Raw genomic sequence first — 22693 nt, 5'->3', positions numbered from 1 at the left:
GAAATCATTATATGGCAGAACCGGCCGAACCTTTAGACAGTTTTTCAGAAATCAACAAAACAAGTAAAATAAGCAGTATTTGGAGCACTCCGTATGCACAGGCCGTACCAAATTTAAATGCATACAGCTTTTGAAATATAGCAACCGATAAAGGAATCGTTGTTGTGCTATATAGTAAGATAGACGCTACAAATTCTCCTATACTTTGAACAAGCGCCAGTAATGTACCAGCAATGATGCCGGACAGGGTCAACGGCAGGACAATTCTTTTAAATGTGTACCACCATCCTGCCCCTAAGCTGCGGGATGCCTCTTCAATGGATTGATCCAGCTGCAGCAAGGAAGCCGAGGTAGACCGGAATACAAGTGGCAAGTGCCGGACAAAATAGGCAAGCGGCAAAATCCAAAACGTTCCAATGAGTACTTGATTAAAGGCGAACGGGCTTTCTGTACTGAAGGCGGCAATGAGGTTGACGGCGACAACCGTTCCAGGCAGTGCCCATGGAATCATAATAAGGGTATCGAGCAGTGATTTTCCCTTGAAACTCAGTCGTACCATTGCATAGGCAGCCGCGACCCCAAAAAGAATGTTGCCGACTGTCGCAACAGCTCCCATCTGGATGGAATTCCAAATCGGCCGCCATGTTCGTTCGTCTGTAAATAGTGCTTTATAATGATCCAGCGTATAATCCGTCGGTAAAATCTGAATTGTCCAAGCCCCATCTTTCGAAAAGGAGATAAGAATCAGTACCAATATTGGTAGAATAAGAATCAATGTCCCGACAAAGGATAGAAAGATAGAAATAGTTTTTAGCGGTTTTGATGTAACTTCTGAACGGTGAACGCTGACTCCTTTGCTCAAATTTTGGTAATTACGCCGGTTTTGATACCAGCGCATGATTAGTAAAAATAGAATAGAGACAATCGATAAAATGGTGGATTGTGTCGCTGCCATATCTAAATTCCCATTTGTACGCGCCAAATAAATCTGCATCGTCATCGTCCGTTCCACCCCGAACATGAGCGGGGCAGTATAAGAAGCCATCGATACCATGAAAACGAGCAGGGAAGAGGCAACAATGGACGGTGTCAGCATTGGTAAAATGACTTTTCTCCAAACTCGGATTCGTCCGGCTCCTAAGCTTGTTGCTGCCTCCTCCAATGATGGATCAAGCCCTTTTATGGCGGCGGACGCTGTTAGATAAAAATATGTGTACATTGTAAATGTGTGCACAACGACAACACCCCAAATGCCCTTTAAGGAAAAAGGCACTTCCTCAAGTGCGAATAGCTGCTGGAAGAAGCGGGGGAAGATACCGCTTTCCCCGTATAAAAAGGTGAAGGAAAGTACACCGACAAGAGGAGGAAGTGCCATCGGAACCAGTACAAGGACAGACAGCAATCTGCGTCCCGGGAACTCATACCGCTCCAAAAGGAATGCCATTGTTACTCCGACAACTGCACAGCAGATGACGCTGATGATGGAAATATAAACACTGTTCCATAATGCTTCTAGGTTAGCCGTACTCTCCAGACTGAAAAATTTCCGGTAGTTAGCAAGAGTATCATCACCCGAAAAGCTTTGAAGAAATGTAGAGTAAAATGGATAGACTACATAGGCAAATAAAATAAGAAATAAAGGTGAAATCAATAGATAGACGAAATAAGGTGACCGGGGAGCACGTGACCACCAGCTTGTTTGGTATTCAACTTGTTGCTTCATCCTTGTCGCCTCCTATTCAGCCAGGAAATAAAGATTCCTTGATGGGATATGTAGTTCGATGTCATCGCCGATTGCCTTGATATCACTGCCGCCGTTAATAATCATTGCTTTTAACGATGTACCATTTACACGGATTAGGTAATTAACGCTGAGCCCTGTAAACTCCACAAATTCAATGGTGCCCTTTATCGTATTATCGCCGGGTCCTGCTTCAAATGCTTCCGGTCGGATAGAGACATATATGGTACCACCTACTTGCGGTGCAACTCCATCAGCCTTCCCGCCCGAAAGTCCGTGAAGGACAAGCCCATTTGCATGTTCAACAGTTATTACCTCTTCTTTGATAGATGTTACTTTCATCTCTAGCATATTGGTCTCCCCGATAAACGTTGCCACAAAACGGTTATTTGGCCTGTGATAAATTTCCTGCGGCGTGCCGATCTGCTTGACGAGTCCGGACTCCATCACCATAATCCGGTCGGACATCGACATAGCCTCTGTTTGGTCGTGCGTGACATAAATAGTTGTCACACCAAGCTCGGATTGGATACGCTTGATCTCTACCCTTGTTTCTTCACGAAGCTTGGCATCTAGGTTGGAGAGGGGTTCATCCAGTAACAGAATATCAGGCTCGATAACGAGTGCACGTGCCAAGGCAACACGCTGCTGCTGCCCGCCGGAAAGCTCATTGATTTTCCGGCTGCCGTACTGTGCTAGGTGCACAAGCCCGCGGATTCGATCTACCTTCTGCCGGATTTCTGCTTTTGGCAGCTTTCTCACCTGCAGCCCAAAGGCAATATTTTCATCTACCGTCATGTGGGGAAACAGGGCATAATTTTGGAACACCATACCGATATTCCGTTTATTCGGCTGCAAGGTTGTGACGTCCTGTCCATCAAAATAAACCTTGCCTGTAGTAGGATAGTAAAAGCCGGCAATCATACGGAGTGTTGTTGTTTTGCCGCAACCGCTCGGACCTAAAAAGGTAAAAAATTCGCCGGGCTTTACTTCAAGATTCAATTCACTAACACCTAGCACATCTCCAAATTTCTTTGTGACATTTTCTATATGAACACTTTTCATCATTATGCACCACCTTTGATAGATAGGAGAAAAGGGCTGAACCGTGTAACGGAGCAACCCTTTCTAAGAAAATAAGAAACTATAAAATTTCATTTTGAAGAAGAGGGTGTCCCCGTTAAGTCAAGCGCTGCGCTTTTGTCAGCAGCTACTTGCCTTTACCTTTAATATTTGTATCCCAGTATTCCATCCATTCCGCTTCTTTATCAGCCATGATCTGCCAGTCGATGTCGAATGTTTTCAAATCAAGCTCCTGATACCAATCAGGCATTGCGGCCAGGTCGATATCCGTACGTGTCGGGATTTGATAGTAATTATGGGCAAGATCTGTCATTACTTCCTTGTCAAACAGGAACTCGACAAAGAGTTTCGCATTTTCCATATTTTTGGCATTTTCGATGATACCGACTCCGTCCACGAGAATCGGGGCACCGCTCTTTGGATAGATATAGTCGAATGGATAATCAGTCGTAAACTTTTTCAATAAAATATCCTGCAGATTCCAAAGGGAAAGTGTTCCTTCTTGACGAGTCAGCTTCAAATAAAGAGCATTCGGATCCTGTGTGTATTCCTTTGTATTAGTATCCAGCTTTGCCAGCCATTCATAGCCTTTTTCAGGTGTATCGGCTCCTTGGCGGTAAATCATCGAGGAATAGATGGTACGCATCGTCCCTGATGCAAGAACACCGCGAATTAAAATTTCATCCTTCCATTTCGGATCGAGCAGATCATCCCAATCCTGCGGTCCTTCCTCTGGTGAAAGCACATCACTGTTGATCATAATTACTTCTGGTAGAAGCATCTCACCGATCCAGCGGTTTTCACTATCGCGGTGCTGGGCATCAATAGCTGAGGCAAAAGACGGCTCCCACGATTCCAGCAAATCTTCCTCGGCTGCCACCATCATCGCTGCTTGTGTACCTCCCCACCAGAAATCGCCCTGTGGATTTGCCTTTTCACCCCGGGCACGCTCCAAAATTTGCTGTGCACCCATTGTCATGAACTCTACTTTGATATCAGGATAGCGCTCATTGAATTTTTCGATGACTTCCTGGACCATTCCTTCGTCCCGCCCGGTATAAATGACAAGATTGCCGGATGGATTTTCGCCCTTGCCTGTTTTGTCATCTCCGTCTTTTTTACCTGTATCCTCTGATTTGTCATTGCAGGCAGTCAACATTACCAGGAGTAATACGAGTAATAAAGAAAGTAATCCCCATCTTTTCATACGTAACAGCCTCCTTGTGATTTTTTATCATGTATGAACAAATGATTTTTCATTTGTTTGAAAATTGGGAATATAATTTAATCTTATTTCTTTTTCACGAAAAAAGTCAATGAGACCTAAAGGACAGGAGTTAAGAAAGAAAGTATGTGAAAAGGTGGAAAAACTTCTTTACAGCCTATGACTTTCTAGGCATAAAAATAACTTTACTGGGTGCTCAGTAAAGTTAGAAATATTGATTATTCGGTTTTTTGTTGTTCCTTTTGTTTTTTGACAGCCTTTAGCTTATCCATGCCGATAAAAGCACAGGCACTGCCCAATAATAAATAAATCACCGACATGATAACATCCGATTCCCAATAATGTAATACTTGTATAAAGCCGATCATGGCTCCTGCACAAGCTGCTAAAATATACAGCGTTGCATTTCTCTCCATTTTCTTGCCCCCTCAAGTTCATTGTTTTTACTATTAAACAAAGGTTCTTCATTTTCCTCCCGAGATATTTGTCATATTTTCGGAGAAAGAATGTGATTGCTTATTTCTTTGCCTGCATCTGAAGTCGCTGCTCGAAAAAAGCATAAAAGAAGAAAGAGAAGAGAGCCGGCAGGTCAAGTAAGTGACCATTATCACAAACACGAAGTCCTTGCTGCGTGATAAGACTTAAGGCTGCCAAAACGGAGAAAGACCGTTTGATATTGCCTATACTTCTTTTACCATATGATAAAAGGGTTCACCGATAATTTCCCATGGCTCTGTCACGACAAAGCCTTCCCGTTCGTAAAGGCTGCGTGCCTTTGTTTTTTCTGTTTCCACATTTAACGACAGCTTTGTATAGCCGAGTTTTTTGGCCTGCTGCTCAGCAAAGTGGAGAAGTAGTGTGCCGATACCACGGCCACGGGCATCCGGTGCCACACAAACTGTATCGATATAATACTCCTCATCATGTGCTTCTTTATCGATCCGATAAGAAGAACCATGCTTTTTCTGAAGCTTCTTCATTAAATGCCCATCAAGATCTTTCCCCGTTTTCCCATCATATAAAACAATCATTCCGAGAATTTTTTCTTCCTCGTGTGCCACATATGTATATAAATAAGAGTGGCGGTTGTCTTCGCTTTGAATAAGCTCTTTTAAGCCCTCCAGAATTGCCTTATCCTCCTGTGCTCCTGTCAGTCTCGCTGCAATATCACCAATAGCCTCATAAATTAATGGGGCGATGTCCTCTGCATCCAGCATAGATGCCTGTCTTACCAGTAAATTCATATTTTATTACCTCCCTTCTAAAAGTGTAACAGAATTTTGAACAAACAGCTTGAGATGCTACTGTTAGAAAAGTTTAAATTTTTCATAGTGCTCTGTTTTTATGGTACTCTAGATAGAACAACATCTTCGGAGGTTAGACAACTGATGACTCAATCAGATAAGGAATTCATACTAGTTTATGGAGACGCTTTTGTTGATTATATAGCGAATGATGCGACTAACACATCATTCACAACGTTTTTGGGCGGCGCTACAATTAATGTGGCAGCCGGAATTAGCCGAATCGGTGCACCTTCTGCATTAATTACCATCACAGGTGAGGATGATACATCTGAATTTGTACGTCAGGAAATTAAAAAAGAAGGCGTTAACCTTGATTACTCTGTATTTGTACCGGAAAAGCGTGTAAGCGGTGTCTATGTACACCTGACAGAGAATGGCGAGCGCATTTTCAAAGATTATATTGATGAAGCGCCGGATCTGCAAGTAACGATGGAGCAGCTAAATAAAGAGGCGTTCAAGCGTGCCTCTGTATTCAATTGCTGTTCAGGCACTATGTTTCATCCAACAGCTCTTGAAACAACACGTGTAGCAGTAGAGATGGCCAAACAGCAAGGTGCGCTCGTTGCGATTGACGCAAACATCCGTATCTTACGCTGGAGCAGCGAACAGTATTGCCGCGAGACGATTGCTTCCTTCTTCCAGGATGCTGATATTTTAAAGCTGACAGATGAAGAGCTGCTGTTCCTGACAGAAACGAATTCGATCGAGGCTGGATTGGAAATATTAAAGCCATTCAATATCCCTGTGATTTTAATAACTGTAGGGGCAGAAGGGGCATATGCCGTATTGAACGGCGTTGTCATGCATGTGCCAGTAGAAAAGGTCATTGCTGTCGATACAACAGGTGCAGGGGATGCCTTTATGGCAGGCGTTCTGCGCTATGTGCACTACAACGGCATGCCTCTGACAGATACATCACTTTTTGAGTGTGTATCATTCGGCAACAAGCTCGGAGCCATTGCAGCTACAAAACCAGGGGCGCTAACAGCTTTACCACATTATGAAGACATTAAAGCATTAGTATAAGGTGGTTACGCATATGTACGATGAACTCATTAAAGGACGCGTCTATTTTGGCGGCGCGGACGATGCAGCAAGTGCAGTACATGAAAAGGAAGTTGAAAAAGTCATTGATCTGCGTGTGAAAGGCCGTACAGAAAAGGTTGATTATTCCTATATCCATAAGCCGATTGCAGATGAAAGTGATGAAATTCCGTCTTCCATTCAAGCCGGTGTAACGGAAGTCATCAATGCTTACCAAGCAGGCGAGAAGATTTATTTCCACTGCGGCAGCGGCAACGGTAGAGCAAGTGTGATGGCCGTTGCGGCATTGATGGAGCTTGGGGCGGCAGGATCACTTGAGGAAGCAGAAAACATGGTCAAAGAAGTCCATCCTTCTGTGAATATCCGTCCAAATATGCGTGAAGCATTGGAGAAATTGTATAAATAGATTGGAAGCACCTTGGAGAGACAGTGCACTGACTGTCGTTTTTAAGACAGACTAAAAATCCTCTTTTTAAGCAGCCAGTTGCCGGTATTTTACCGGCAACTGGCTGCTTAGTTTCGTTTTGCATCAAACCTGCTCCTAAAATACTCTGTATAGAATAGCTGCAAACAAATATATTTCTAGAGATGAATTAATTTTGGGGCTAAATAAATTTTCGCGGCACCTTCACGGTTATGACAAATCAACTTTGCAACCTTTAAGCGTACGGCTTCATGAGGAGATAATTTTAAAATGTTGTAAGAACTTAGCCAGGCCTGTCAGCTTAGATTTTTCAACGTTACTTTAAAGGTTAAATGTAAGTAATTCTACTGTATCCCTTTAAAACTTTTTAACCATTATTATTCTTTACTTCTTTATAAAGCAGTTTTTTGTTTGAGATGCATAATAAATAAGGAACAAGTTTGTGATGATGGATGTTATTCTTTTTGCAGGAGTAATAGTATTTTTGTTGAATGAAATATATTAATAGAGCAGGTTAGTTGAAAATCAGTAATCAAAGTATCGAATCTCCTGAAGGAGGGAAACAGAATAATAATGAGAAACGAAATTCAAGAATTATTTGGTGATTACAATTTGTTTGCCAGGCAAATTGCGAATGTTCAATTGTCAAATCTATCATTTGATGTATATGAGTTCAGAGATGGAGCAGCAATGCAAGTAGACTTATTATTCACTGAAAAAGATCAGTTTGATAATATTCAGGAAGCATTTTCGGCAATATTTAAAAAGCAATTGTTTGATGGAGAAGAATGGGATATGGACGATGAACCAGACTCTTTAGATGAACAATGGATGACAGGGTTGGAAAATTTCTGGATTAATGCATACTTTCCAACAAAAAATATGTGTATAGAGTTAGTAAAAGATGATTTTATAAGTAAATTTAAAAGAGATTTAGCTGATGTGAATGTCCCTGAGCCAGTTGTTAAGGAACTTTTAATTAGGTTAAATCATATTGAAACAATACAAATACTAAAAGGCTATGTTTATGATTGCATCTTCGGACAATCTGATAGTCATTATTTTTTGTTTGAATGGGGGATATATGATTAGAGCGATTACAATTGCTAAGAGTTTAAAAACATAATTAAAGTAATGAGAAAGTTAGTTGAATAGGCAAAATAGGCTCGACCCCGTCTTTAAAAATAAGAATCGAGTCTATATAATAAGCCCCCCATACACAATGGTTCTTTTTCACTACCTACCTACCTACCTATCCTTAAAAACCGCCCTCCGCTTCTCCATAAACGCCGATACGCCTTCCTTTACGTCCTCTGTCTGAAATACTTTCCCGAAATAGCGGGCCTCGGTCTCCAGTCCTTCTTTAAGGCCGCCATTTAGTCCCTCATCAATAGCGAGCTTTGCGTATTGCAGTGCCTTGGCAGAATGCCTGCTCATTTTACGGGAGAGAGTATAAGCAGCCTGCATTCCTTCGCCCGTTTTTACGACGTCATTTACAAGGCCGATTTCCAGTGCTTTAGAAGCCGAAACGGATTCGCCTGTAAAAATTAATTCCTTTGCTTTGGAGATGCCGATCAGGCGAGGAAGTCGCTGTGTTCCGCCAGCACCGGGAAACAAGCCGAGCTTTACTTCCGGCAGCCCGATTTCTACATGTTCCTCTGCAATTCTAAAGTCACAGCTTAACGCAAGTTCGCAGCCGCCTCCGAATGCCAAGCCGTTTAGGACACAGATTGTCGGGAAGGGAAGATTCATGACCGCATCCAGCGGCGCCTGTAGGAATTTTGAGCCTTGGTAGGCAACGTTTTCTCCTTTTCCGATAAGTTCTGGAAATGACTTTATATCGCCTCCTGCCATGAAAGCTCTCGTTCCTTGTCCTGTAAGAACAACTACCTTTACCTCGTCATGATTGCGGATATCGGCAGTCACTTGAAGCAGTCCATTGACCACATCCGCATTCAGTATGTTCATCGGTGGGCTGTTGATTGTAATCACAGCAATTCCTTCTTCAATATGGAGCAGTACTTTTTCCATCCTTACACCTCCTCTGTTGTCAGGGTCCTGTTTTTGTACATTTCACGCAGTTCAAACTTTTTGACTTTTCCGGAAGGGGTTCTCGGAATTTCATCAGTGAAAACGACCTTTTTTGGTACTTTATATTTTGCTAAATATTGTTGGCAGAAGGTGATCAGCTCTTCCTCAGTTGCTTTCTTTTCTTCCTTCAGGACAATGACTGCACACACAGCTTCTAAATATTTCGGGTCAGGGATAGCAATGACAGACGCTGTAAGAACGGCTTCATGGCGATAAAGTACATCTTCGATTTCCGCAGCATAAATATTTTCACCGCCGCTTCGGATCATGTCTTTTTTTCTACCGACAATCGAAAGGAATCCGTCATCATCATACATACCGAGATCACCTGTTTTACACCAACCGTTAGAAAATGATTTTGCTGTTTCCTCAGGTTTTTCCCAGTAGCCTTCGGATACACCGGGGCTCTTAATCCATACTTCACCGACCTCGCCTATAGGGACAGGCTGTTCTTCATCATTCATTAACCGGATTTCCGTCAGCGGGAGGGGCTTACCGACTGAACCGGATTTTTCCAGTGCATCTGCTGCATCAAGACAGGCAGCGATTGGCTGTCCTTCTGTCAGCCCGTACACTTGGACAATGCCAACATGAGGATATAGTTCATATGCCCGTTCAATCGCCCACGGCATAAGTGGGTCGCCCCCTGTATAGATTGTTTGTAAGCTTTGCAGGCGATAATCTTTTACATTCGGCATGTTCAGCATTTCGTAAATCATGAATGGGAAGAGGAATAGATCCGTCACCTGTTCTTTTTCTATAACATTCAGTATACGGCTAATATCAAATCCGCCGCTTTTTGTGATGATGACGGTGCCGCCGCTTAAAAGGACAGGCAGAGCAATGTCTTCCATTGCGCCTACATGGTAGAGGGGGCCTGTTGTCATCGCAATCTCCTCACCTGTAAATCCCCATTTCATAATTTGAATAGTACTAAACCAGAACGTCGTATTATGTGTCCAAAGTGCGCCTTTTGGATGCCCTGTTGTCCCGGAAGTATACATGAGCATAACAGGGTCCTGCAGAGAAATATTTATATCTAGGATATTCTCTTCAGCACCTTTTTCGAATTCCTCGCCAGGTATCGTCCAATCGAGTTTATCTTCACCGAACGCAATATACTGCTCAATTTGCAAGTGGGGTGTCAGCGGCTCGATTTTTTTTAGGAGCTCTGTATGCGCACACAATATTTTCGCCTTGGAATCTTTCAGAATGTAGTCCAGTTCTGGAGGTGTCAGCCGAAAATTGATACGAACAGCAATGGCGCCGATTTTTCCAATGGCAAAGTATAATGCAAAATACTCCAGACAATTGAACAGCAGCAGACCCACACTGTCTCCCTTTTGGACCCCAAGCTCTCGAAGTTTATGAGCATATTTGTTGGACCGGATATGCAGGTCATGGTAAGACCATTTTTCACCGCTTTCAAACTGAATAGCAATTTTATTTGGATGTTCAGCTGCTTTTCTATTCTCCGTAAAATATCCAATGTTCATAGAACCCCTCCCTTTTGCTTTATAATTCTACTTAATGTATCATATATTTTCAAATATTCATAAAATTCTAAATTATATTTTTGTATGTAGAAAAATGTAGCGCTGCTTTTTATTTTCCGCTGCACATTAAATTGTTGTTTAAAATATAATTTTTTTTAGCAACACATAGAATGTTTATAAAATCAGGGTATTAGGTAGGAAAAAGTGTACTTTATTACATTTTTTTCCTTTATGTATCAAAAACATTAAGGGGGTATGCAGGATGTTGGGTTTTATTGGTTTGTTAGGGGGATTAGCTTTACTTATTTATTTAACGGTGAGAGGATTTAATATCCTGATTGCTGCTCCATTTGCAGCGCTGTTTGCGGGGATTTTGAGTGGTCTAACAATTTTCCCACAGATGGCTGCAGAAGGGGAGACAAGCCTTATTACAGGCTATATGACTGCTTTTACAGGATTTATTTCTTCCTGGTGGCTTATGTTCCTGGCGGGGGCTATCTTTGGGAAAGTAATGGAGGATAGCGGGGCAGCGGACAGTGTCTCGAAATGGATCATCGAAAAGATTGGGGTCCGATTTGCACTTGTTGCAGTAGTCGCAGCCTGTGCTGTGCTGACATACGGTGGGGTAAGTTTATTTATCGTAGCATTTTCCGTTTTCCCAATGGCACTAAGTCTATTCAAACAGGCCGACATTCCGCGCCGGTTTATCCCGGCAGCGATGGCTTTTGGCTCTGTAACATTTACAATGACCTCGGCAGGGTCGCCGGAAATCCAAAACTGGATTCCGATTGAGTATTTAGGAACAACACCGTATGCCGGATGGCAGGTTAGTGTGGTAGTGGCGATTTTCATGATTATTTTCGGCTATATCATGCTCAGCTGGGTCATTCGCCGGGCAAAGGCGAAAGGTGAATATTTTATCGCCCAGGAACAGGATCAATTTAATTTAACGGAAGATGCCAAACTGCCAAATCCTGTTTTAAGTGTACTACCACTTCTAGTCGTTCTTATCATTTCTTATTTCTTCCATGATTCACTTGGTACATCGGCGCTGATTATTGCGCTTCTCGGCGGTATTTTAACAACATATCTCGTCAGCTTTAATTATATGAAAAACAGGGAAAAAGCAGTAGCAGATGGCGCATTAGGTGCTGTTATTGCAATTGCCAATACGGCAGCAGTCGTTGGGTTTGGAGGTGTCGTGAAAGGGACGGAAGCCTTCCAGACGGCTGTTAGCTGGGTAACGGACTTGCCAGGCTCACCTCTTATCGGCGGCGCCTTTGCAGTGGCCATCATCTGTGGACTCGCCGGATCATCCTCGGGGGGACAGGCAATTGCACTGCCTTTAATTGCACCACATTATTTAGATATGGGCGTGGATCCGGAAGCATTGCACCGTGTAGTAGCTATTTCTTCAGGCTCACTGGATACGCTCCCTCATAGTGGATACGTAGTCACAACGATTACGTCCATTGCGAATGAATCCTATAAGGATGCCTATCCTACATTCGGTTTGATGACTGTTATTCTACCGATTTTAGGTACAATATTAGCTGTTATTCTATTCTCAATCGGACTATAACAACAGAAAGGGTCTGTATTGAAGGCCCATTGAAGGAAGAGATGATACGATGAACAAAATTAGTATAATCGGTGCCGGTACGATGGGCCATTCGATTGCTTTGACGGTTGCTTGGCGCCATCTATCCGCTCATATATATGCTGTAGATGAAAAAGAAGTAGAAAGAGCAACCGGGAGTCTTCGGAAAAAGGTAAACACATTAGTTCAATACGGGCTGTTAACAGGAGAAGAAAGTACCCAGCTTTTACAGCGGGTCCGTTTTACTACATCCCTTGTAGACTGTCTAAAGGGGACTGAGTTCATCATTGAGGCGGTACCTGAGAATCTGGGGATTAAAAAAGAACTCTATCGGCTGGTGGAAACGTTAATACCACCGCATGTTCCAATTGCCAGCAATACATCAGGCATACCGACGAGCCCATTGTCCTCCGAAATGCTATATCCCGAACGCTTTATTATTACGCATTTCTGGAACCCGGCACATCTGATTCCGCTGGTTGAGGTCGTCCCTGGAAAGGCAACAAGCGAAGAGACAGTGAAGCAGACAATGGAAGTGTTGGCGCTGCTGGATAAAAAGGCGGTTTTAGTGAAGAAAGAAGTACCGGGCTTTATCGGTAACCGCCTACAGTTTGCTTTGCTGCGTGAGGCCCAGTATTTGCTGCGTGAGGGCGTAGCCAGCAAGGAGGATATTGACTTAGCTGTCACGCATAGTATCGGCCGTCGTTTGCCGGTGACCGGCCCGCTCATGTCTGCTGATTTCACAGGGCTGGATGTCGCTTATGCAATCAGTGAGTACTTGTATAAAGACTTATGCAATGATACAAAACCGGCCGCAGACATGACACAATTTCTAGAAAAGAATCAACTTGGCATAAAAAGCGGGCAAGGATTTTACCTGTGGCATGAAGAAGATATAGATGAAATAGACAAAAGAAGAGAGCAATTATTAATTGAATTTTTAAAGCTCGATGCACAAAAGGGGAGTGGGAAACATGAAGGATAAAGTAGTGTTCATTACAGGTGCTGCAAGAGGAATCGGCTATGAAATTGCCCAGGCTTTTCTGGAAGAAGGCGCAAAGGTGATGATTTCAGACATCAATGAAGAGAGCTTGGAAAAGGCACTGGAAGGTCTTTCCGAAAATGCAGCGGGAATAGCATGTGATGTTTCTAAAGAAGAAGATGTAAAAAGAGCAGTAGATGCTACAGTTGAGCAATTTGGCTCGATCGATATCCTGATTAACAATGCGGGGCTGCAGCATGTAGCAATGATTGAAGACTTTCCTGCTGCAAAATTTGAGCAGATGCTGAAAATCATGCTTGTTGGACCTTTCCTTACGACGAAATATGCGCTCCCGTACATGAAGGAAAAAAATTTCGGGCGGATTATTAATATTTCTTCTATTAACGGACTTATTGGATTTGCTGGAAAGTCCGCCTATAATTCTGCTAAGCATGGAGTGATTGGCCTTACGAAGGTCACGGCTTTGGAGACTGCAGAGTATAACATTACAGCGAATGCTATTTGTCCGGGATATGCGGATACAGCCCTAGTACGGGGACAGTTCGAGGATTTAGCCAAAACACGGAATATATCAACAGAGCAAGTGCTTAATGAAGTATTGTTCCCTCTAATTCCTCAGAAGCGATTGCTGGATGTAGCTGAAATTGCTTCTTTAGCCAAATATTTAGCAAGTGAAGAATCCCGGGGAATGACGGGACAGTCGCTCGTCTTGGACGGAGGCTATACAACACAGTAGTTTTTTAGCGGAACTATAATAAGTAAAGCAGTCGAAGTGCAACAAGGCTTCGGCTGTTTTTTTATGGATTGGGGTATGACTTCCTCGAAAATCAACCTGTAGTTGACAAATAATCGTAAAGTAAACGATTGTTCGCTACTTTCTTCACTAAATTTTGGATATAGTAGCAGTAGGGAGTTGATGAAATGAAAAACCTTCAGTTTTCAACAGTAATCGCAAACAGACGGAAGGAAATGGGGCTGAAACAGGATCAGGTCGCCCAGTATATCGGTGTCTCACGAGCTGCAGTTTCCAAGTGGGAAAAAGGGCTTAGCTATCCGGATATTACCCTTCTGCCGAAGCTTGCTACTTATTTTAATATATCGATCGATGCACTGCTTGGATATGAACCCCAAATGACAAAGGAACGTATTGGTAAGACGTACGCCTACTTAACGAAGCGATTTAGTGAACAGGCTTTTGAAGAAGTACAGAAGGAAATCGAGCAGCTGCTGGCGGAGTATTATTCCTGTTTCCCGTTTGTACTAAAAATGGCACAGCTGTATTTGAATTACCACCCGCAGGCAAGTGATCAGGAGCAGGTACTAAACCGAATTTTAGAGCTTTCTGAGCGTGTGAAGGAGTATAGCGGTGATCATCTTTTAGTCAATGAAGCGGTTATGTTTGAAGCATATGTCAAGTTGGCACAGGGAAAACCTGCAGAAGTATTAGAGATTCTAGGGGAGAATGTATATGTCGAACTAGGGGCAGATCAGCTGATTGCTACCGCCCACCAAATGCTTGGAGATGTAAAAAAGGCAAAAGAGATCTTGCAGGTAAGCCATTACCAGCATGTTATCACCACCATTGGCACTGCAGCGGAAAGTCTTCATTTAGAGGTTTTGGGCGAAGCGCATTTTGACGAGATCGTACACAGGATGCAGGAGATGATCAGGCTGTTCCAGGTCGAGCAATTAAATGCGAATACAGCACTTGTCTTTTATCTGAAGGCTGCGATGGGTTATGCGATGCAAAACCGTACAGAGAAGGCTTTAGAGATGATTGAATGCTATTGCCATACTTGCTATCGTCTGGAGTTTCCGTTGAGACTGCAAGGAGATTCCTACTTCTATCTATTATCCGACTGGATTGAAGATAAAATCCAAATGTGCGGGCAGGCGCCGCGTGATGATCTATCCATCAAGAAGGATCTAGTAAAAACAATGGCAAATAACCCGGCATTCGAGAGCTTATACGAGCACCCCATGTATAAATCGCTCATGAGTAATTTAAAGCATCATCTGCAAATTGAGGAGGAAATGTAAATGGAGGAATTGGCAAATATCAATTGGGGATTAATTGCCCCGCTTCTCGTCGTTCAGGCTATATTGATGATCGTCGCTTTGATTGATCTGGCCCGTATTCATGCAACAAACGGTCCAAAGTGGTTATGGGCTTTAATTATTTTATTTATCAGTCTGTTTGGCCCGGTCGTCTATTTTATTGCAGGGAGAAAAACAACATGATTACAGTGAGTAATTTAACAAAGACATTCGGCACGCAGACGGTTGTATCGAATGTTTCCTTTACGCTTGAACCAAATACAGCGACAGCCTTAATCGGACCAAATGGGGCGGGAAAGACGACGACCTTGTCCATGCTGACGGGATTATTGGCACCGACGAGCGGGTCGATTGAAATAGCGGGCGTAAAGGATATCCGCAGGGAAATCGGCTTTCTTCCTCAATATCCGCAATTCTACCCTTGGCTGACGGCGCTTGAATTTACGGAAATGGCCGCCAAATTAAGCGGGGTGCCCGGCCCGGCAGCGAAAAAAGAGGCCGAACGCGTACTTGCCTTTGTCGGGTTAGAAGAGGCGATGAAGAAAAAAACAGCGACCTTTTCAGGCGGTATGAAGCAGCGGCTCGGTATGGCTCAGGCCATTGTCCATAAGCCGAAGCTCCTCCTTCTTGATGAACCAGTGTCTGCTTTAGATCCGGTGGGCAGACGGGAAATTATGAATTTACTCAAGGAGCTGCAGCAGCAGACGACAATTCTCTATTCTACTCATATTTTAAATGATGCAGAGGAGATGACCGATCAGCTGCTATTCTTAAGAAAAGGGGAGCTCGTCGAGTCAGGTTCGCTTACAGAAGTGCGAGCTAAATTTGAAGCTCCGCGTTACCGGATAGAGTTTGTGACCCAAGAGGACGCATTACAGTTTACCTCACAGTCGCAGCTTTCTGCCACTGCAGCCGGTTCAACGGTATATGTGGAAATCGTAGAAGAACGCCCGAAGATGCAGCAGTTATTGGAGCGGCTTGCCGCCTCAAAGTTTGCTGTTACGAAAGTGGAGCGCGTCACAGCGAGCTTGGAGGAAATATTTATGAAGGTGGCGGGACAATGAATAACTTTTTGACGTTGTTTACGAAGGAATTCCGGGAAGCCTGGCGCAGCCTGAAGTTTGTGTGGATGCCGCTGCTTTTCATTGTGCTTGGTATTATGGATCCTCTTACAAACTACTTTATGGAAGATATTTTAGGAGCTGTCGGCAATTTGCCGGAAGGGTTTATGCTGACAATGCCTGAGCTGCACCCGATTGATATTCTATCCGCCTCTACCAGTCAGTTCCAATCTATTGGTTTAGTGGTCCTTGTCGCGACAATGGCTAGTGCCATCAGCCGGGAACGACAAAACGGAATGGCAACGCTGCTGTATGTACGCCCAATCTCTTTTACTGCTTTGTTTATGAGTAAATGGGCTGTCGCAAGCCTATTAGGAATTATCAGTGGAGTGGCAGGGTATGCAGGAAGCCTGTATTATACGGTACTGTTATATGGATCAGTAGAGGCCGGGGCATTTATAAAAATGCTTGGTACGTATTGCTTGTGGATTTTACTAGTAATGGCTGTAACACTTGCATGTAGTGCGATGTTTAATACGGCAGTCGCTATGACGTTCGCTATTCTCCTGCTGCCGGTTGGCTTGATGATAGATTCAATAATCGGCAGCTTCTGGAGCTTAAGTCCATGGAAGCTCTCTGCCTATGGATTGCAATTTATCAGTGGCAAAACAAGTGAATATTATACAGAGACACTCTTTTTAACAGTAATTCTTATAATTGCAGCTGTTTTGCTTGGTATTTTATACGCGAAAAGAAATGCGGCAACAGCAAAAATATAGCACTATACTAAAAGGGAATACATGGTTTTTATTATGTTTTTCCCTGTCTAACCGAAGAAGCAGCCTCGCTTACAACAGGAGGGCTGCTTTTTCTATATTTAAATATAAGAAAATTAGGAATATAATAAAGAAAGAGCAAAGGGAAGAAAGGTGAGCCTAATATGACCGTGAAAAATTCGGACCGCTTTTTAACGGCGTTTAACCGGATTGACCATCGGATGCGGGATATTGCAGGTGCCAAAGACTATATGCCATTTTACCGTTTAATTGACCAGGCGAAAAAGAAAAGCTTGCTCGTCCGGAAATATGAGGATGATCTGCGTGCTTATGCCGATTTACGAAATGCCATTGTCCATCATCGAACATCAATGGAATTTGTCATTGCAGAGCCGCATACACAGGTAGTTGAGCGGATTGAGCATATTGATGAAGTACTGACCCGTCCAAAGCTTGTCGGACAGATGTTTCGAAAAAAGGTAATGACATTTCAGACGACCGATTCCCTTCAGCATACACTGAAGGTAATTCGAAAAAGAAAGTATACGCAGTTTCCTGTCTATGAAGGAGAGATATTTCGTGGGCTTGTCACCACTGTGGGGATTACAAACTGGCTGGCAACCTCTATGAATGGAGTTCAGCTGCCGAAAGAAATTCCAACAATGCATGATATTTTGCATCATGAAAAACATGAAGTGAACTACCAGTTTATCAGCCGGTACATAACGATTTATGAAGCTTTAAGCAAGGGGTAGAGCGCGGCCGCCGTTTTGAAGCGCTGCTTATTACAGAGCATGGCAAGCCGCATCAAAAACTGATTGGGATCATTACCCCGATTGATATTATGAAGGTGGATTAAGGGGGTTACCGCTTTTCAAACTGACATAGAGAGAGCCATTTTCCAGCACCTGTGCATAGAAAACGTCCTCTACCTTCATAATATTTTTCTTTTTTAATTTCTTCATCAGCCAGTCCTCCGTGAGATTTAAATTTAATAGATTTTGCAAGATTACTTTTCCCTCACAGATGACTTCAGTCGGCATATATTGGGCGGGAGCAGTACTAGCCTTTACATCCTGTTTTGTAGCTGTTTCCAATGCCGGTTTTTTCATAATACTTAATTCACCATTTGTTTCAAAAACCGCATAATCTACATCAGCAACGGAAAAAATACTCTGCTCACGCAGAAGCATCGCTAATTCATCCAAGCTGAGGCGCGCTTTCTTTAAATTTTGGGGAAGAATAGTGCCGTTTTGAATCAACACTGTCGGCTTATCATCAAAGAGAACGCGTAATTTTTCGGATTTCAAAGATAGATAACTAATAAAGATAGTCAGTACAGTCCACCAGATAAGAGAGACGAGACCATCCCAAAAAGGGGTTTCTACTTGTGCTGATATTTCAGCTGCTATTGAACCGAATGTAATACCTGTTACATAATGGAAAAATGTTAATTGGCTGATCTGTTTCTTACCGATGATGCGGGCTAAAAATAAAATGGCAAAAAATGCGCCAGTTGTTCTGATAATCATCTCAAAAAAATTGAAATCCATTTTATCCACTCCTTACACGTTATATTGAACGCTAAGGAGGGAAACTATACAGCAATCAAAATATAGAAAGCGTGAAAAATATGACAACAGCTTCAGTTACAGCAAAACAAAATAACCCTGTGTATATCATGATGGTGCTGATCGGCGTGTGTCATTTGATTAATGATACGATGCAATCAGTCATCCCTGCCATGTTCCCATTGCTTGAAAAGGATATGGGGCTGTCCTATACACAGTTAGGGCTTATTTCTTTTACATTGAATATGTTTGCCTCTGTGCTGCAGCCGGTCGTTGGCTTTGTGACAGATAAAAAGCCGATGCCTTATGCGCTGCCGATTGGGATGGTCAGTTCCTTTGTCGGCTTGGCAATGCTTATTCTTGCACCGAATTATTGGATGATTTTAGTATCCGTTTTATTTTTAGGACTAGGTTCTGCCGTGTTTCATCCGGAAGGGTCCCGAGTATCTTTTATGTCTGCAGGAAACAAACGGGGGCTGGCCCAGTCGATTTATCAGGTAGGAGGAAATTCAGGACAGGCGCTCGCACCTCTCATTAGTGCTTTTTTAATTTTACCGTTCGGCATGCACGGGGCCTCAGTCATTTTAGTGTTGACGGCCATTGGTATTTTCATGCTGACAAAAATTGCTTTATGGTATAAAGCAAGATTAGAAGAAGAAAAGCTTGCGAATGTAAAGAAAGTGCTTGTTTCCTCACTGCCTCCATTGACGAAAAAGCAGGTAGGAATTGCTCTTGGGCTGTTGTTTACGGTCATTTTTGCCCGGTCATTCTATACAACAAACATTACGAACTTTTATGTATTCTACTTGATGGAAGATTATGGTTTGACAATAAAAGAAGGACAGCTGCTTATCTTTCTTTTCATGGCCTGCGGCGTAGTAGGGACATTTTTCGGAGGTCCATTATCAGACCGGATTGGCCGTAAAAATGTTATCTTATTATCCGTCGTTGTCCCGATCCCGCTTTGCCTGGCGTTACCTTTTGTGCCTTTATGGCTGGTAGTTGTGCTGCTTATTGCTATCGGATCACTAATTATGATCAGTTTTTCGGTAACGGTCGTATATGCGCAGGAGCTTGTCCCTTCTAAAATCGGCACGATGGCTGGCCTGACAGTCGGGCTATCCTTTGGAATGGGGGCGATTGGGGCAGTTGCCATCGGTTTACTTATGGACGTAATCGGTATCGAAAAAACGATTATAGTGATTTCCCTGCTGCCGTTGTTAATGTTAGTTGCTGTAGCATTACCAAAGGATGGAGAAGCAGGAGAAGCCCGGAAAGGGTAATGATTCGTTTATACAGAAAACAAGTAGTTTATCTTTTGGAATAGGAGACAGCTAATATGAAGAAGATTTTAGTTACTGGTTTTGACCCATTTGGAGGAGAGAGCATTAATCCTGCATTAGAGAGCGTTAAACAATTGAAAGGCTGGCAGGTTGATGAATATGAAGTGGAGATTCAAGAGATCCCTACAGTATTTGGGCTATCCTGCGAACGATTAATCCAAGCGATAGAAGAAACGAATCCGGAAATCGTCATTTGTGTTGGACAGGCTGGTGGAAGGCCGGATATTACAATAGAACGGGTAGCGATTAATGTAAACGATGCCCGTATAGCGGATAATGAGAACAACCAGCCAATTGATACACCTGTAGCTGAGGGCGGACCGGTTGGCTACTGGTCTACGCTTCCGATTAAGGCTATGGTAAAGGATATGAAAGAAGGCGGTATTCCGGCATCTGTATCCCAAACTGCCGGAACCTTTGTCTGCAATCATTTATTTTACGGTCTTATGCATTATTTAACTGAGTCTAAAAAAGCGGTACGAGGCGGATTTATTCATATCCCATTTTTACCGGAACAGGCAGTCCACCATCCAGGACAGCCGCATATGGCAATGGAGACAATCGTAGAAGGCTTAAAGATAGCTATTGCATCCGCTGTAAAGCATGAGACAGATGTAGTGATATCCGGCGGACAGGTGAGCTGACGGGAGAAAATTAAACCAGATATCTGTTTTTTTTAATGTAGTTCCCCCTAGAAAAACAACGGCAATCGGTCTGCCGTTGTTTTTTACGTCTCTGGTAAATTTTCTTATATACCCTCTACAATAAGATAAGTCATCCGTATAGGACCATGCACACCAACGACCAGCTTCATTTCAATGTCGGCAGAATTACTCGGGCCGGTAATAAAGTGGATAGATGACGCTGTAACCGGGTTTGCCCGCAGCTGCTGGGCAGCCTGCGTCATTCGCGGAACAATCGTACTCTTTGGAATGATGGCAATAGAATTAGACGGCAGGTAAGATAACGTCCGGCCATTGTCCTTGCTTGTCTGTACTACAATCGTACCCGATTCTGCGAGTGTTATATCGCTAATGACAATCCCGATATTGGCCTGCTCTGCCATCTTGATATTGGCATTTCCTTTTTCATAGTCCCATTCATGTAACGCTGGATTGAGCGTAAGCAGGGAGGTTAGTCCCATATCTCCAAACCGCGGATCTTTACTATAGATGCCGGTGCCATTTCCGTAACTTTCCATCGCTTTCTGAAAAGTATGAGGGAGCTCTTCTACTGTACATGTCATAACCGCCGTATGAATGTTTGCACATTGCTTCACTAGAACCTGCACAAGCTCATCCTGCGAGTAATCCTTCAGTACCATTGCCTGTGGGTTATATTTCCAAATGCGCTTAGGCTTTTCTTTAGAAGGAGAGCGTCCGAGGCGGCTGGCAATATTAGTGAGAAAATGCTCACGGTTTGCAATAGTCATGAATGGTCACCCTCTTTCTTATGTTTTTCAAACCAATCACGGAAACGCTCTTTATTCGGGGCTGGGAATTCGCGAATATCCGTCCAGGCCTTTAACGGACCTGGACCGTTAGAAATCGTCTCTCCATTACCGAACGGCTTCATAACGGCTGATGCCATTTTTGAACCAAAACGATACAGGGAGCTGGATGCAGTTCCAAATCCGAATGCATTCATTAAGGCAGCTTCACTGATAGGTGCGCGTCCTTCACGTTCTACAATCACTTCTCGATGCTTAAGCAGCAGCTGGTGAAGCGGGATTTTCACGGGGCACACATCTGTACACGCACCGCAAAGCGTTGAAGCGTAAGGAAGCTCTTTATAGTCATCATATCCACCGAGAAGGGGAGAGAGGACTGCCCCAATTGGACCAGAATAGATAGAGCCGTATGAATGTCCGCCAATTTGCCGGTACACAGGACATACATTGATACAGGCTGCACAGCGGATACATTGTAGAATCGGTTCAAATTCACTTCCTAAAATGGAAGAACGTCCATTATCGACAATGACAAGATGAAACTCCTCAGGTCCATCTACTTCCAGCGCTTTTTTTGCTCCTGTCAGTACGGTAATATAGCTTGTCAGCTTTTGCCCGACAGCGCTTCGTGTCAACAGACTTACGAGTACTTCCATCTCTTCAAATGTAGGAACGAGCCGCTCCATCCCCATAACGGAAATTTGTGTTTTTGGCAGGGCAGAGACGAGGTCAGCATTCCCTTCATTCGTCACAAGGCATATAGAGCCTGTTTCCGCGACAGCAAAGTTGCATCCTGTAATGCCGATATCTGCTGTTAGGAAGTGTTCGCGTAATACCTGCCTTGCGTGCAGGGCAAGGTCCTCGGGAACCGAAGATTGGGTGTATCCGTTCTTTTCGGCAAAGACCTCCCGGATCTGTTCCTTATTTTTATGAAGGGCAGGCGTTACAATATGGGAAGGAGGGTCATGATCATCTAATTGCAAAATATATTCTCCAAGATCTGTTTCGATTACTTCACAGCCGGCCTGCTCTAAATGATCATTTAGGCTAATTTCTTCTGTTACCATGGATTTCGCTTTCACTATTTTCCTAGCTTGCTTTTTCTTTGCGATTGATACAATATAATCATTTGCCTCTTCTGCCGTCTCGGCAAAAAATACATGGCCGCCTTGTTTTACTACATTCTCACTAAGCTCATATAAGTAATAATCCAGATTGGCAAGGACATGCTGGCGGATTTCCTCTCCATGATTCCGCCATTCTTCCCAGTTGCCCAGCTGCTCGGCTGCAGCAGCACGGCGTGTTTGAAAACGGTGCTGAGCGGAAGAAACAGCATTGCGCATAAATTCATTTTGAATATTTTCCTCCAGCCGATTTGGGAATTGCTCATTAGAAATTTTCATCGACATTCCTGGTTCCC

General features: G+C 43.4%; 24 protein-coding genes. 13 read left to right on the top strand and 11 right to left on the bottom strand.

Translation table 11 applies throughout. The features are described from left to right. Positions 1–7 precede the first annotated feature (7 nt). The 6 genes from BOD01S_RS20475 to BOD01S_RS20455 form a co-directional block, all read right to left on the bottom strand. Positions 8–1723, bottom strand: a complete 1716-nt coding sequence (locus BOD01S_RS20475; protein WP_036151493.1) for an ABC transporter permease — start codon at positions 1721–1723, stop codon at positions 8–10. Between the two features lie 12 nt (positions 1724–1735). Then, positions 1736–2806, bottom strand: coding sequence for an ABC transporter ATP-binding protein (locus tag BOD01S_RS20470; RefSeq protein ID WP_036151617.1), 1071 nt, complete (start codon positions 2804–2806; stop codon positions 1736–1738). A gap of 145 nt (positions 2807–2951) precedes the next feature. Continuing rightward, a complete protein-coding gene (locus BOD01S_RS20465; protein ID WP_036151495.1) occupies positions 2952–4031 on the bottom strand; it encodes an extracellular solute-binding protein in 1080 nt (359 codons plus the stop codon). Between the two features lie 236 nt (positions 4032–4267). Next, positions 4268–4465 carry a phage holin family protein gene (locus BOD01S_RS20460; RefSeq protein ID WP_036151498.1) on the bottom strand — a complete coding sequence of 66 codons (198 nt, stop codon included), beginning with the start codon at positions 4463–4465 and terminating at the stop codon, positions 4268–4270. A gap of 100 nt (positions 4466–4565) precedes the next feature. Beyond that, a complete protein-coding gene (locus BOD01S_RS23445; protein ID WP_156117006.1) occupies positions 4566–4703 on the bottom strand; it encodes a hypothetical protein in 138 nt (45 codons plus the stop codon). Positions 4704–4729: 26 nt separating this feature from the next. Continuing rightward, the gene (locus tag BOD01S_RS20455) at positions 4730–5293 is read right to left on the bottom strand and encodes a GNAT family N-acetyltransferase (protein WP_036151501.1); all 564 of its coding nucleotides are present in this window, start codon (positions 5291–5293) and stop codon (positions 4730–4732) included. 144 nt (positions 5294–5437) lie between these two features. On the opposite strand from BOD01S_RS20455, the gene BOD01S_RS20450 reads away from it, so the two are divergent. From BOD01S_RS20450 to BOD01S_RS20440, 3 genes are all read left to right on the top strand, one after another. Continuing rightward, positions 5438–6382 (top strand): carbohydrate kinase family protein, encoded by a 945-nt coding sequence (locus tag BOD01S_RS20450; protein WP_036151503.1) that lies wholly within the window; start codon positions 5438–5440, stop codon positions 6380–6382. Between the two features lie 13 nt (positions 6383–6395). Next, entirely contained in the window at positions 6396–6806 is a 411-nt protein-coding gene (locus tag BOD01S_RS20445; protein WP_036151506.1) for a protein-tyrosine phosphatase family protein, read from the top strand. A gap of 591 nt (positions 6807–7397) precedes the next feature. Next, the gene (locus BOD01S_RS20440) at positions 7398–7916 is read left to right on the top strand and encodes a hypothetical protein (RefSeq protein ID WP_036151508.1); all 519 of its coding nucleotides are present in this window, start codon (positions 7398–7400) and stop codon (positions 7914–7916) included. A 156-nt stretch (positions 7917–8072) separates the two neighbouring features. Here BOD01S_RS20440 and BOD01S_RS20435 read toward each other — a convergent pair whose 3' ends face one another. Both BOD01S_RS20435 and BOD01S_RS20430 read right to left on the bottom strand, forming a co-directional pair. Further along, positions 8073–8855 (bottom strand): enoyl-CoA hydratase, encoded by a 783-nt coding sequence (locus BOD01S_RS20435; RefSeq protein WP_036151511.1) that lies wholly within the window; start codon positions 8853–8855, stop codon positions 8073–8075. Positions 8856–8857: 2 nt separating this feature from the next. Further along, a complete protein-coding gene (locus tag BOD01S_RS20430; protein ID WP_036151514.1) occupies positions 8858–10411 on the bottom strand; it encodes a class I adenylate-forming enzyme family protein in 1554 nt (517 codons plus the stop codon). 262 nt (positions 10412–10673) lie between these two features. Between BOD01S_RS20430 and BOD01S_RS20425 the strand changes: the two genes are divergently transcribed. The 8 genes from BOD01S_RS20425 to BOD01S_RS20390 all read left to right on the top strand — a co-directional run bounded on the left by BOD01S_RS20425 (position 10674) and on the right by BOD01S_RS20390 (position 17664). Then, a complete protein-coding gene (locus BOD01S_RS20425) occupies positions 10674–11993 on the top strand; it encodes a GntP family permease (RefSeq protein WP_036151517.1) in 1320 nt (439 codons plus the stop codon). A gap of 49 nt (positions 11994–12042) precedes the next feature. Then, positions 12043–12996, top strand: a complete 954-nt coding sequence (locus tag BOD01S_RS20420; RefSeq protein WP_036151521.1) for a 3-hydroxyacyl-CoA dehydrogenase family protein — start codon at positions 12043–12045, stop codon at positions 12994–12996. Next, complete coding sequence (locus BOD01S_RS20415) at positions 12986–13750, top strand: 3-hydroxybutyrate dehydrogenase (RefSeq protein ID WP_036151523.1); 765 nt, start codon at positions 12986–12988, stop codon at positions 13748–13750. Before BOD01S_RS20420 ends, BOD01S_RS20415 begins: the two co-directional genes overlap by 11 nt. A gap of 185 nt (positions 13751–13935) precedes the next feature. Further along, positions 13936–15054 carry a helix-turn-helix domain-containing protein gene (locus tag BOD01S_RS20410; protein WP_036151525.1) on the top strand — a complete coding sequence of 373 codons (1119 nt, stop codon included), beginning with the start codon at positions 13936–13938 and terminating at the stop codon, positions 15052–15054. Beyond that, on the top strand, positions 15055–15255 hold the full coding sequence (locus BOD01S_RS20405; protein ID WP_036151527.1) for a PLD nuclease N-terminal domain-containing protein: 201 nt from the start codon (positions 15055–15057) through the stop codon (positions 15253–15255). It begins immediately after the preceding gene. Then, complete coding sequence (locus BOD01S_RS20400; protein WP_036151529.1) at positions 15252–16136, top strand: ABC transporter ATP-binding protein; 885 nt, start codon at positions 15252–15254, stop codon at positions 16134–16136. The genes BOD01S_RS20405 and BOD01S_RS20400 overlap by 4 nt, the downstream gene beginning before the upstream one ends. Then, the gene (locus BOD01S_RS20395) at positions 16133–16912 is read left to right on the top strand and encodes an ABC transporter permease (RefSeq protein ID WP_036151531.1); all 780 of its coding nucleotides are present in this window, start codon (positions 16133–16135) and stop codon (positions 16910–16912) included. The genes BOD01S_RS20400 and BOD01S_RS20395 overlap by 4 nt, the downstream gene beginning before the upstream one ends. A gap of 161 nt (positions 16913–17073) precedes the next feature. Then, entirely contained in the window at positions 17074–17664 is a 591-nt protein-coding gene (locus BOD01S_RS20390) for a hypothetical protein (RefSeq protein ID WP_233153176.1), read from the top strand. 87 nt (positions 17665–17751) lie between these two features. Here BOD01S_RS20390 and BOD01S_RS20385 read toward each other — a convergent pair whose 3' ends face one another. Beyond that, a complete protein-coding gene (locus BOD01S_RS20385; RefSeq protein ID WP_233153178.1) occupies positions 17752–18462 on the bottom strand; it encodes a DUF421 domain-containing protein in 711 nt (236 codons plus the stop codon). Positions 18463–18542: 80 nt separating this feature from the next. Here BOD01S_RS20385 and BOD01S_RS20380 point away from each other — a divergent pair, with 80 nt between their 5' ends. Together BOD01S_RS20380 and pcp are read left to right on the top strand one after the other, a co-directional pair. Beyond that, positions 18543–19763, top strand: coding sequence for an MFS transporter (locus BOD01S_RS20380; RefSeq protein WP_036151621.1), 1221 nt, complete (start codon positions 18543–18545; stop codon positions 19761–19763). Between the two features lie 56 nt (positions 19764–19819). Then, positions 19820–20467 (top strand): pyroglutamyl-peptidase I, encoded by a 648-nt coding sequence (gene pcp / locus BOD01S_RS20375; RefSeq protein ID WP_036151532.1) that lies wholly within the window; start codon positions 19820–19822, stop codon positions 20465–20467. A gap of 104 nt (positions 20468–20571) precedes the next feature. Here pcp and BOD01S_RS20370 read toward each other — a convergent pair whose 3' ends face one another. Both BOD01S_RS20370 and BOD01S_RS20365 read right to left on the bottom strand, forming a co-directional pair. After that, the gene (locus BOD01S_RS20370) at positions 20572–21255 is read right to left on the bottom strand and encodes a LutC/YkgG family protein (RefSeq protein WP_036151533.1); all 684 of its coding nucleotides are present in this window, start codon (positions 21253–21255) and stop codon (positions 20572–20574) included. Beyond that, the gene (locus BOD01S_RS20365; protein WP_036151534.1) at positions 21252–22682 is read right to left on the bottom strand and encodes a LutB/LldF family L-lactate oxidation iron-sulfur protein; all 1431 of its coding nucleotides are present in this window, start codon (positions 22680–22682) and stop codon (positions 21252–21254) included. The genes BOD01S_RS20370 and BOD01S_RS20365 overlap by 4 nt, the downstream gene beginning before the upstream one ends. Between the last annotated feature and the right edge of the window lie 11 nt (positions 22683–22693).

This window comes from Lysinibacillus odysseyi 34hs-1 = NBRC 100172 (assembly GCF_001591965.1).
GTDB lineage: Bacteria > Bacillota > Bacilli > Bacillales_A > Planococcaceae > Lysinibacillus_B > Lysinibacillus_B odysseyi.
This window is presented reverse-complemented; position numbering and strand designations above follow the sequence as displayed.

What these genes read in the sequence shown, in the direction of transcription:
- BOD01S_RS20405 (WP_036151527.1), top strand. Translation starts at nt 15,055, where the DNA reads ATGGAGGAATTGGCAAATATCAATTGGGGATTAATTGCCCCGCTTCTC.
- BOD01S_RS20415 (WP_036151523.1), top strand. Translation starts at nt 12,986, where the DNA reads ATGAAGGATAAAGTAGTGTTCATTACAGGTGCTGCAAGAGGAATCGGC.
- BOD01S_RS20420 (WP_036151521.1), top strand. Translation starts at nt 12,043, where the DNA reads ATGAACAAAATTAGTATAATCGGTGCCGGTACGATGGGCCATTCGATT.
- BOD01S_RS20435 (WP_036151511.1), bottom strand. Translation starts at nt 8,855, where the DNA reads ATGGAAAAAGTACTGCTCCATATTGAAGAAGGAATTGCTGTGATTACA.
- BOD01S_RS20450 (WP_036151503.1), top strand. Translation starts at nt 5,438, where the DNA reads ATGACTCAATCAGATAAGGAATTCATACTAGTTTATGGAGACGCTTTT.
- BOD01S_RS20395 (WP_036151531.1), top strand. Translation starts at nt 16,133, where the DNA reads ATGAATAACTTTTTGACGTTGTTTACGAAGGAATTCCGGGAAGCCTGG.
- BOD01S_RS20455 (WP_036151501.1), bottom strand. Translation starts at nt 5,293, where the DNA reads ATGAATTTACTGGTAAGACAGGCATCTATGCTGGATGCAGAGGACATC.
- BOD01S_RS20475 (WP_036151493.1), bottom strand. Translation starts at nt 1,723, where the DNA reads ATGAAGCAACAAGTTGAATACCAAACAAGCTGGTGGTCACGTGCTCCC.
- BOD01S_RS20380 (WP_036151621.1), top strand. Translation starts at nt 18,543, where the DNA reads ATGACAACAGCTTCAGTTACAGCAAAACAAAATAACCCTGTGTATATC.
- BOD01S_RS20430 (WP_036151514.1), bottom strand. Translation starts at nt 10,411, where the DNA reads ATGAACATTGGATATTTTACGGAGAATAGAAAAGCAGCTGAACATCCA.
- BOD01S_RS20440 (WP_036151508.1), top strand. Translation starts at nt 7,398, where the DNA reads ATGAGAAACGAAATTCAAGAATTATTTGGTGATTACAATTTGTTTGCC.
- BOD01S_RS20370 (WP_036151533.1), bottom strand. Translation starts at nt 21,255, where the DNA reads ATGACTATTGCAAACCGTGAGCATTTTCTCACTAATATTGCCAGCCGC.
- BOD01S_RS20410 (WP_036151525.1), top strand. Translation starts at nt 13,936, where the DNA reads ATGAAAAACCTTCAGTTTTCAACAGTAATCGCAAACAGACGGAAGGAA.
- BOD01S_RS20445 (WP_036151506.1), top strand. Translation starts at nt 6,396, where the DNA reads ATGTACGATGAACTCATTAAAGGACGCGTCTATTTTGGCGGCGCGGAC.
- BOD01S_RS20425 (WP_036151517.1), top strand. Translation starts at nt 10,674, where the DNA reads ATGTTGGGTTTTATTGGTTTGTTAGGGGGATTAGCTTTACTTATTTAT.
- BOD01S_RS20470 (WP_036151617.1), bottom strand. Translation starts at nt 2,806, where the DNA reads ATGAAAAGTGTTCATATAGAAAATGTCACAAAGAAATTTGGAGATGTG.
- BOD01S_RS20365 (WP_036151534.1), bottom strand. Translation starts at nt 22,682, where the DNA reads ATGTCGATGAAAATTTCTAATGAGCAATTCCCAAATCGGCTGGAGGAA.
- BOD01S_RS20460 (WP_036151498.1), bottom strand. Translation starts at nt 4,465, where the DNA reads ATGGAGAGAAATGCAACGCTGTATATTTTAGCAGCTTGTGCAGGAGCC.
- BOD01S_RS20465 (WP_036151495.1), bottom strand. Translation starts at nt 4,031, where the DNA reads ATGAAAAGATGGGGATTACTTTCTTTATTACTCGTATTACTCCTGGTA.
- BOD01S_RS20385 (WP_233153178.1), bottom strand. Translation starts at nt 18,462, where the DNA reads ATGGATTTCAATTTTTTTGAGATGATTATCAGAACAACTGGCGCATTT.
- pcp (WP_036151532.1), top strand. Translation starts at nt 19,820, where the DNA reads ATGAAGAAGATTTTAGTTACTGGTTTTGACCCATTTGGAGGAGAGAGC.
- BOD01S_RS20400 (WP_036151529.1), top strand. Translation starts at nt 15,252, where the DNA reads ATGATTACAGTGAGTAATTTAACAAAGACATTCGGCACGCAGACGGTT.
- BOD01S_RS20390 (WP_233153176.1), top strand. Translation starts at nt 17,074, where the DNA reads ATGACCGTGAAAAATTCGGACCGCTTTTTAACGGCGTTTAACCGGATT.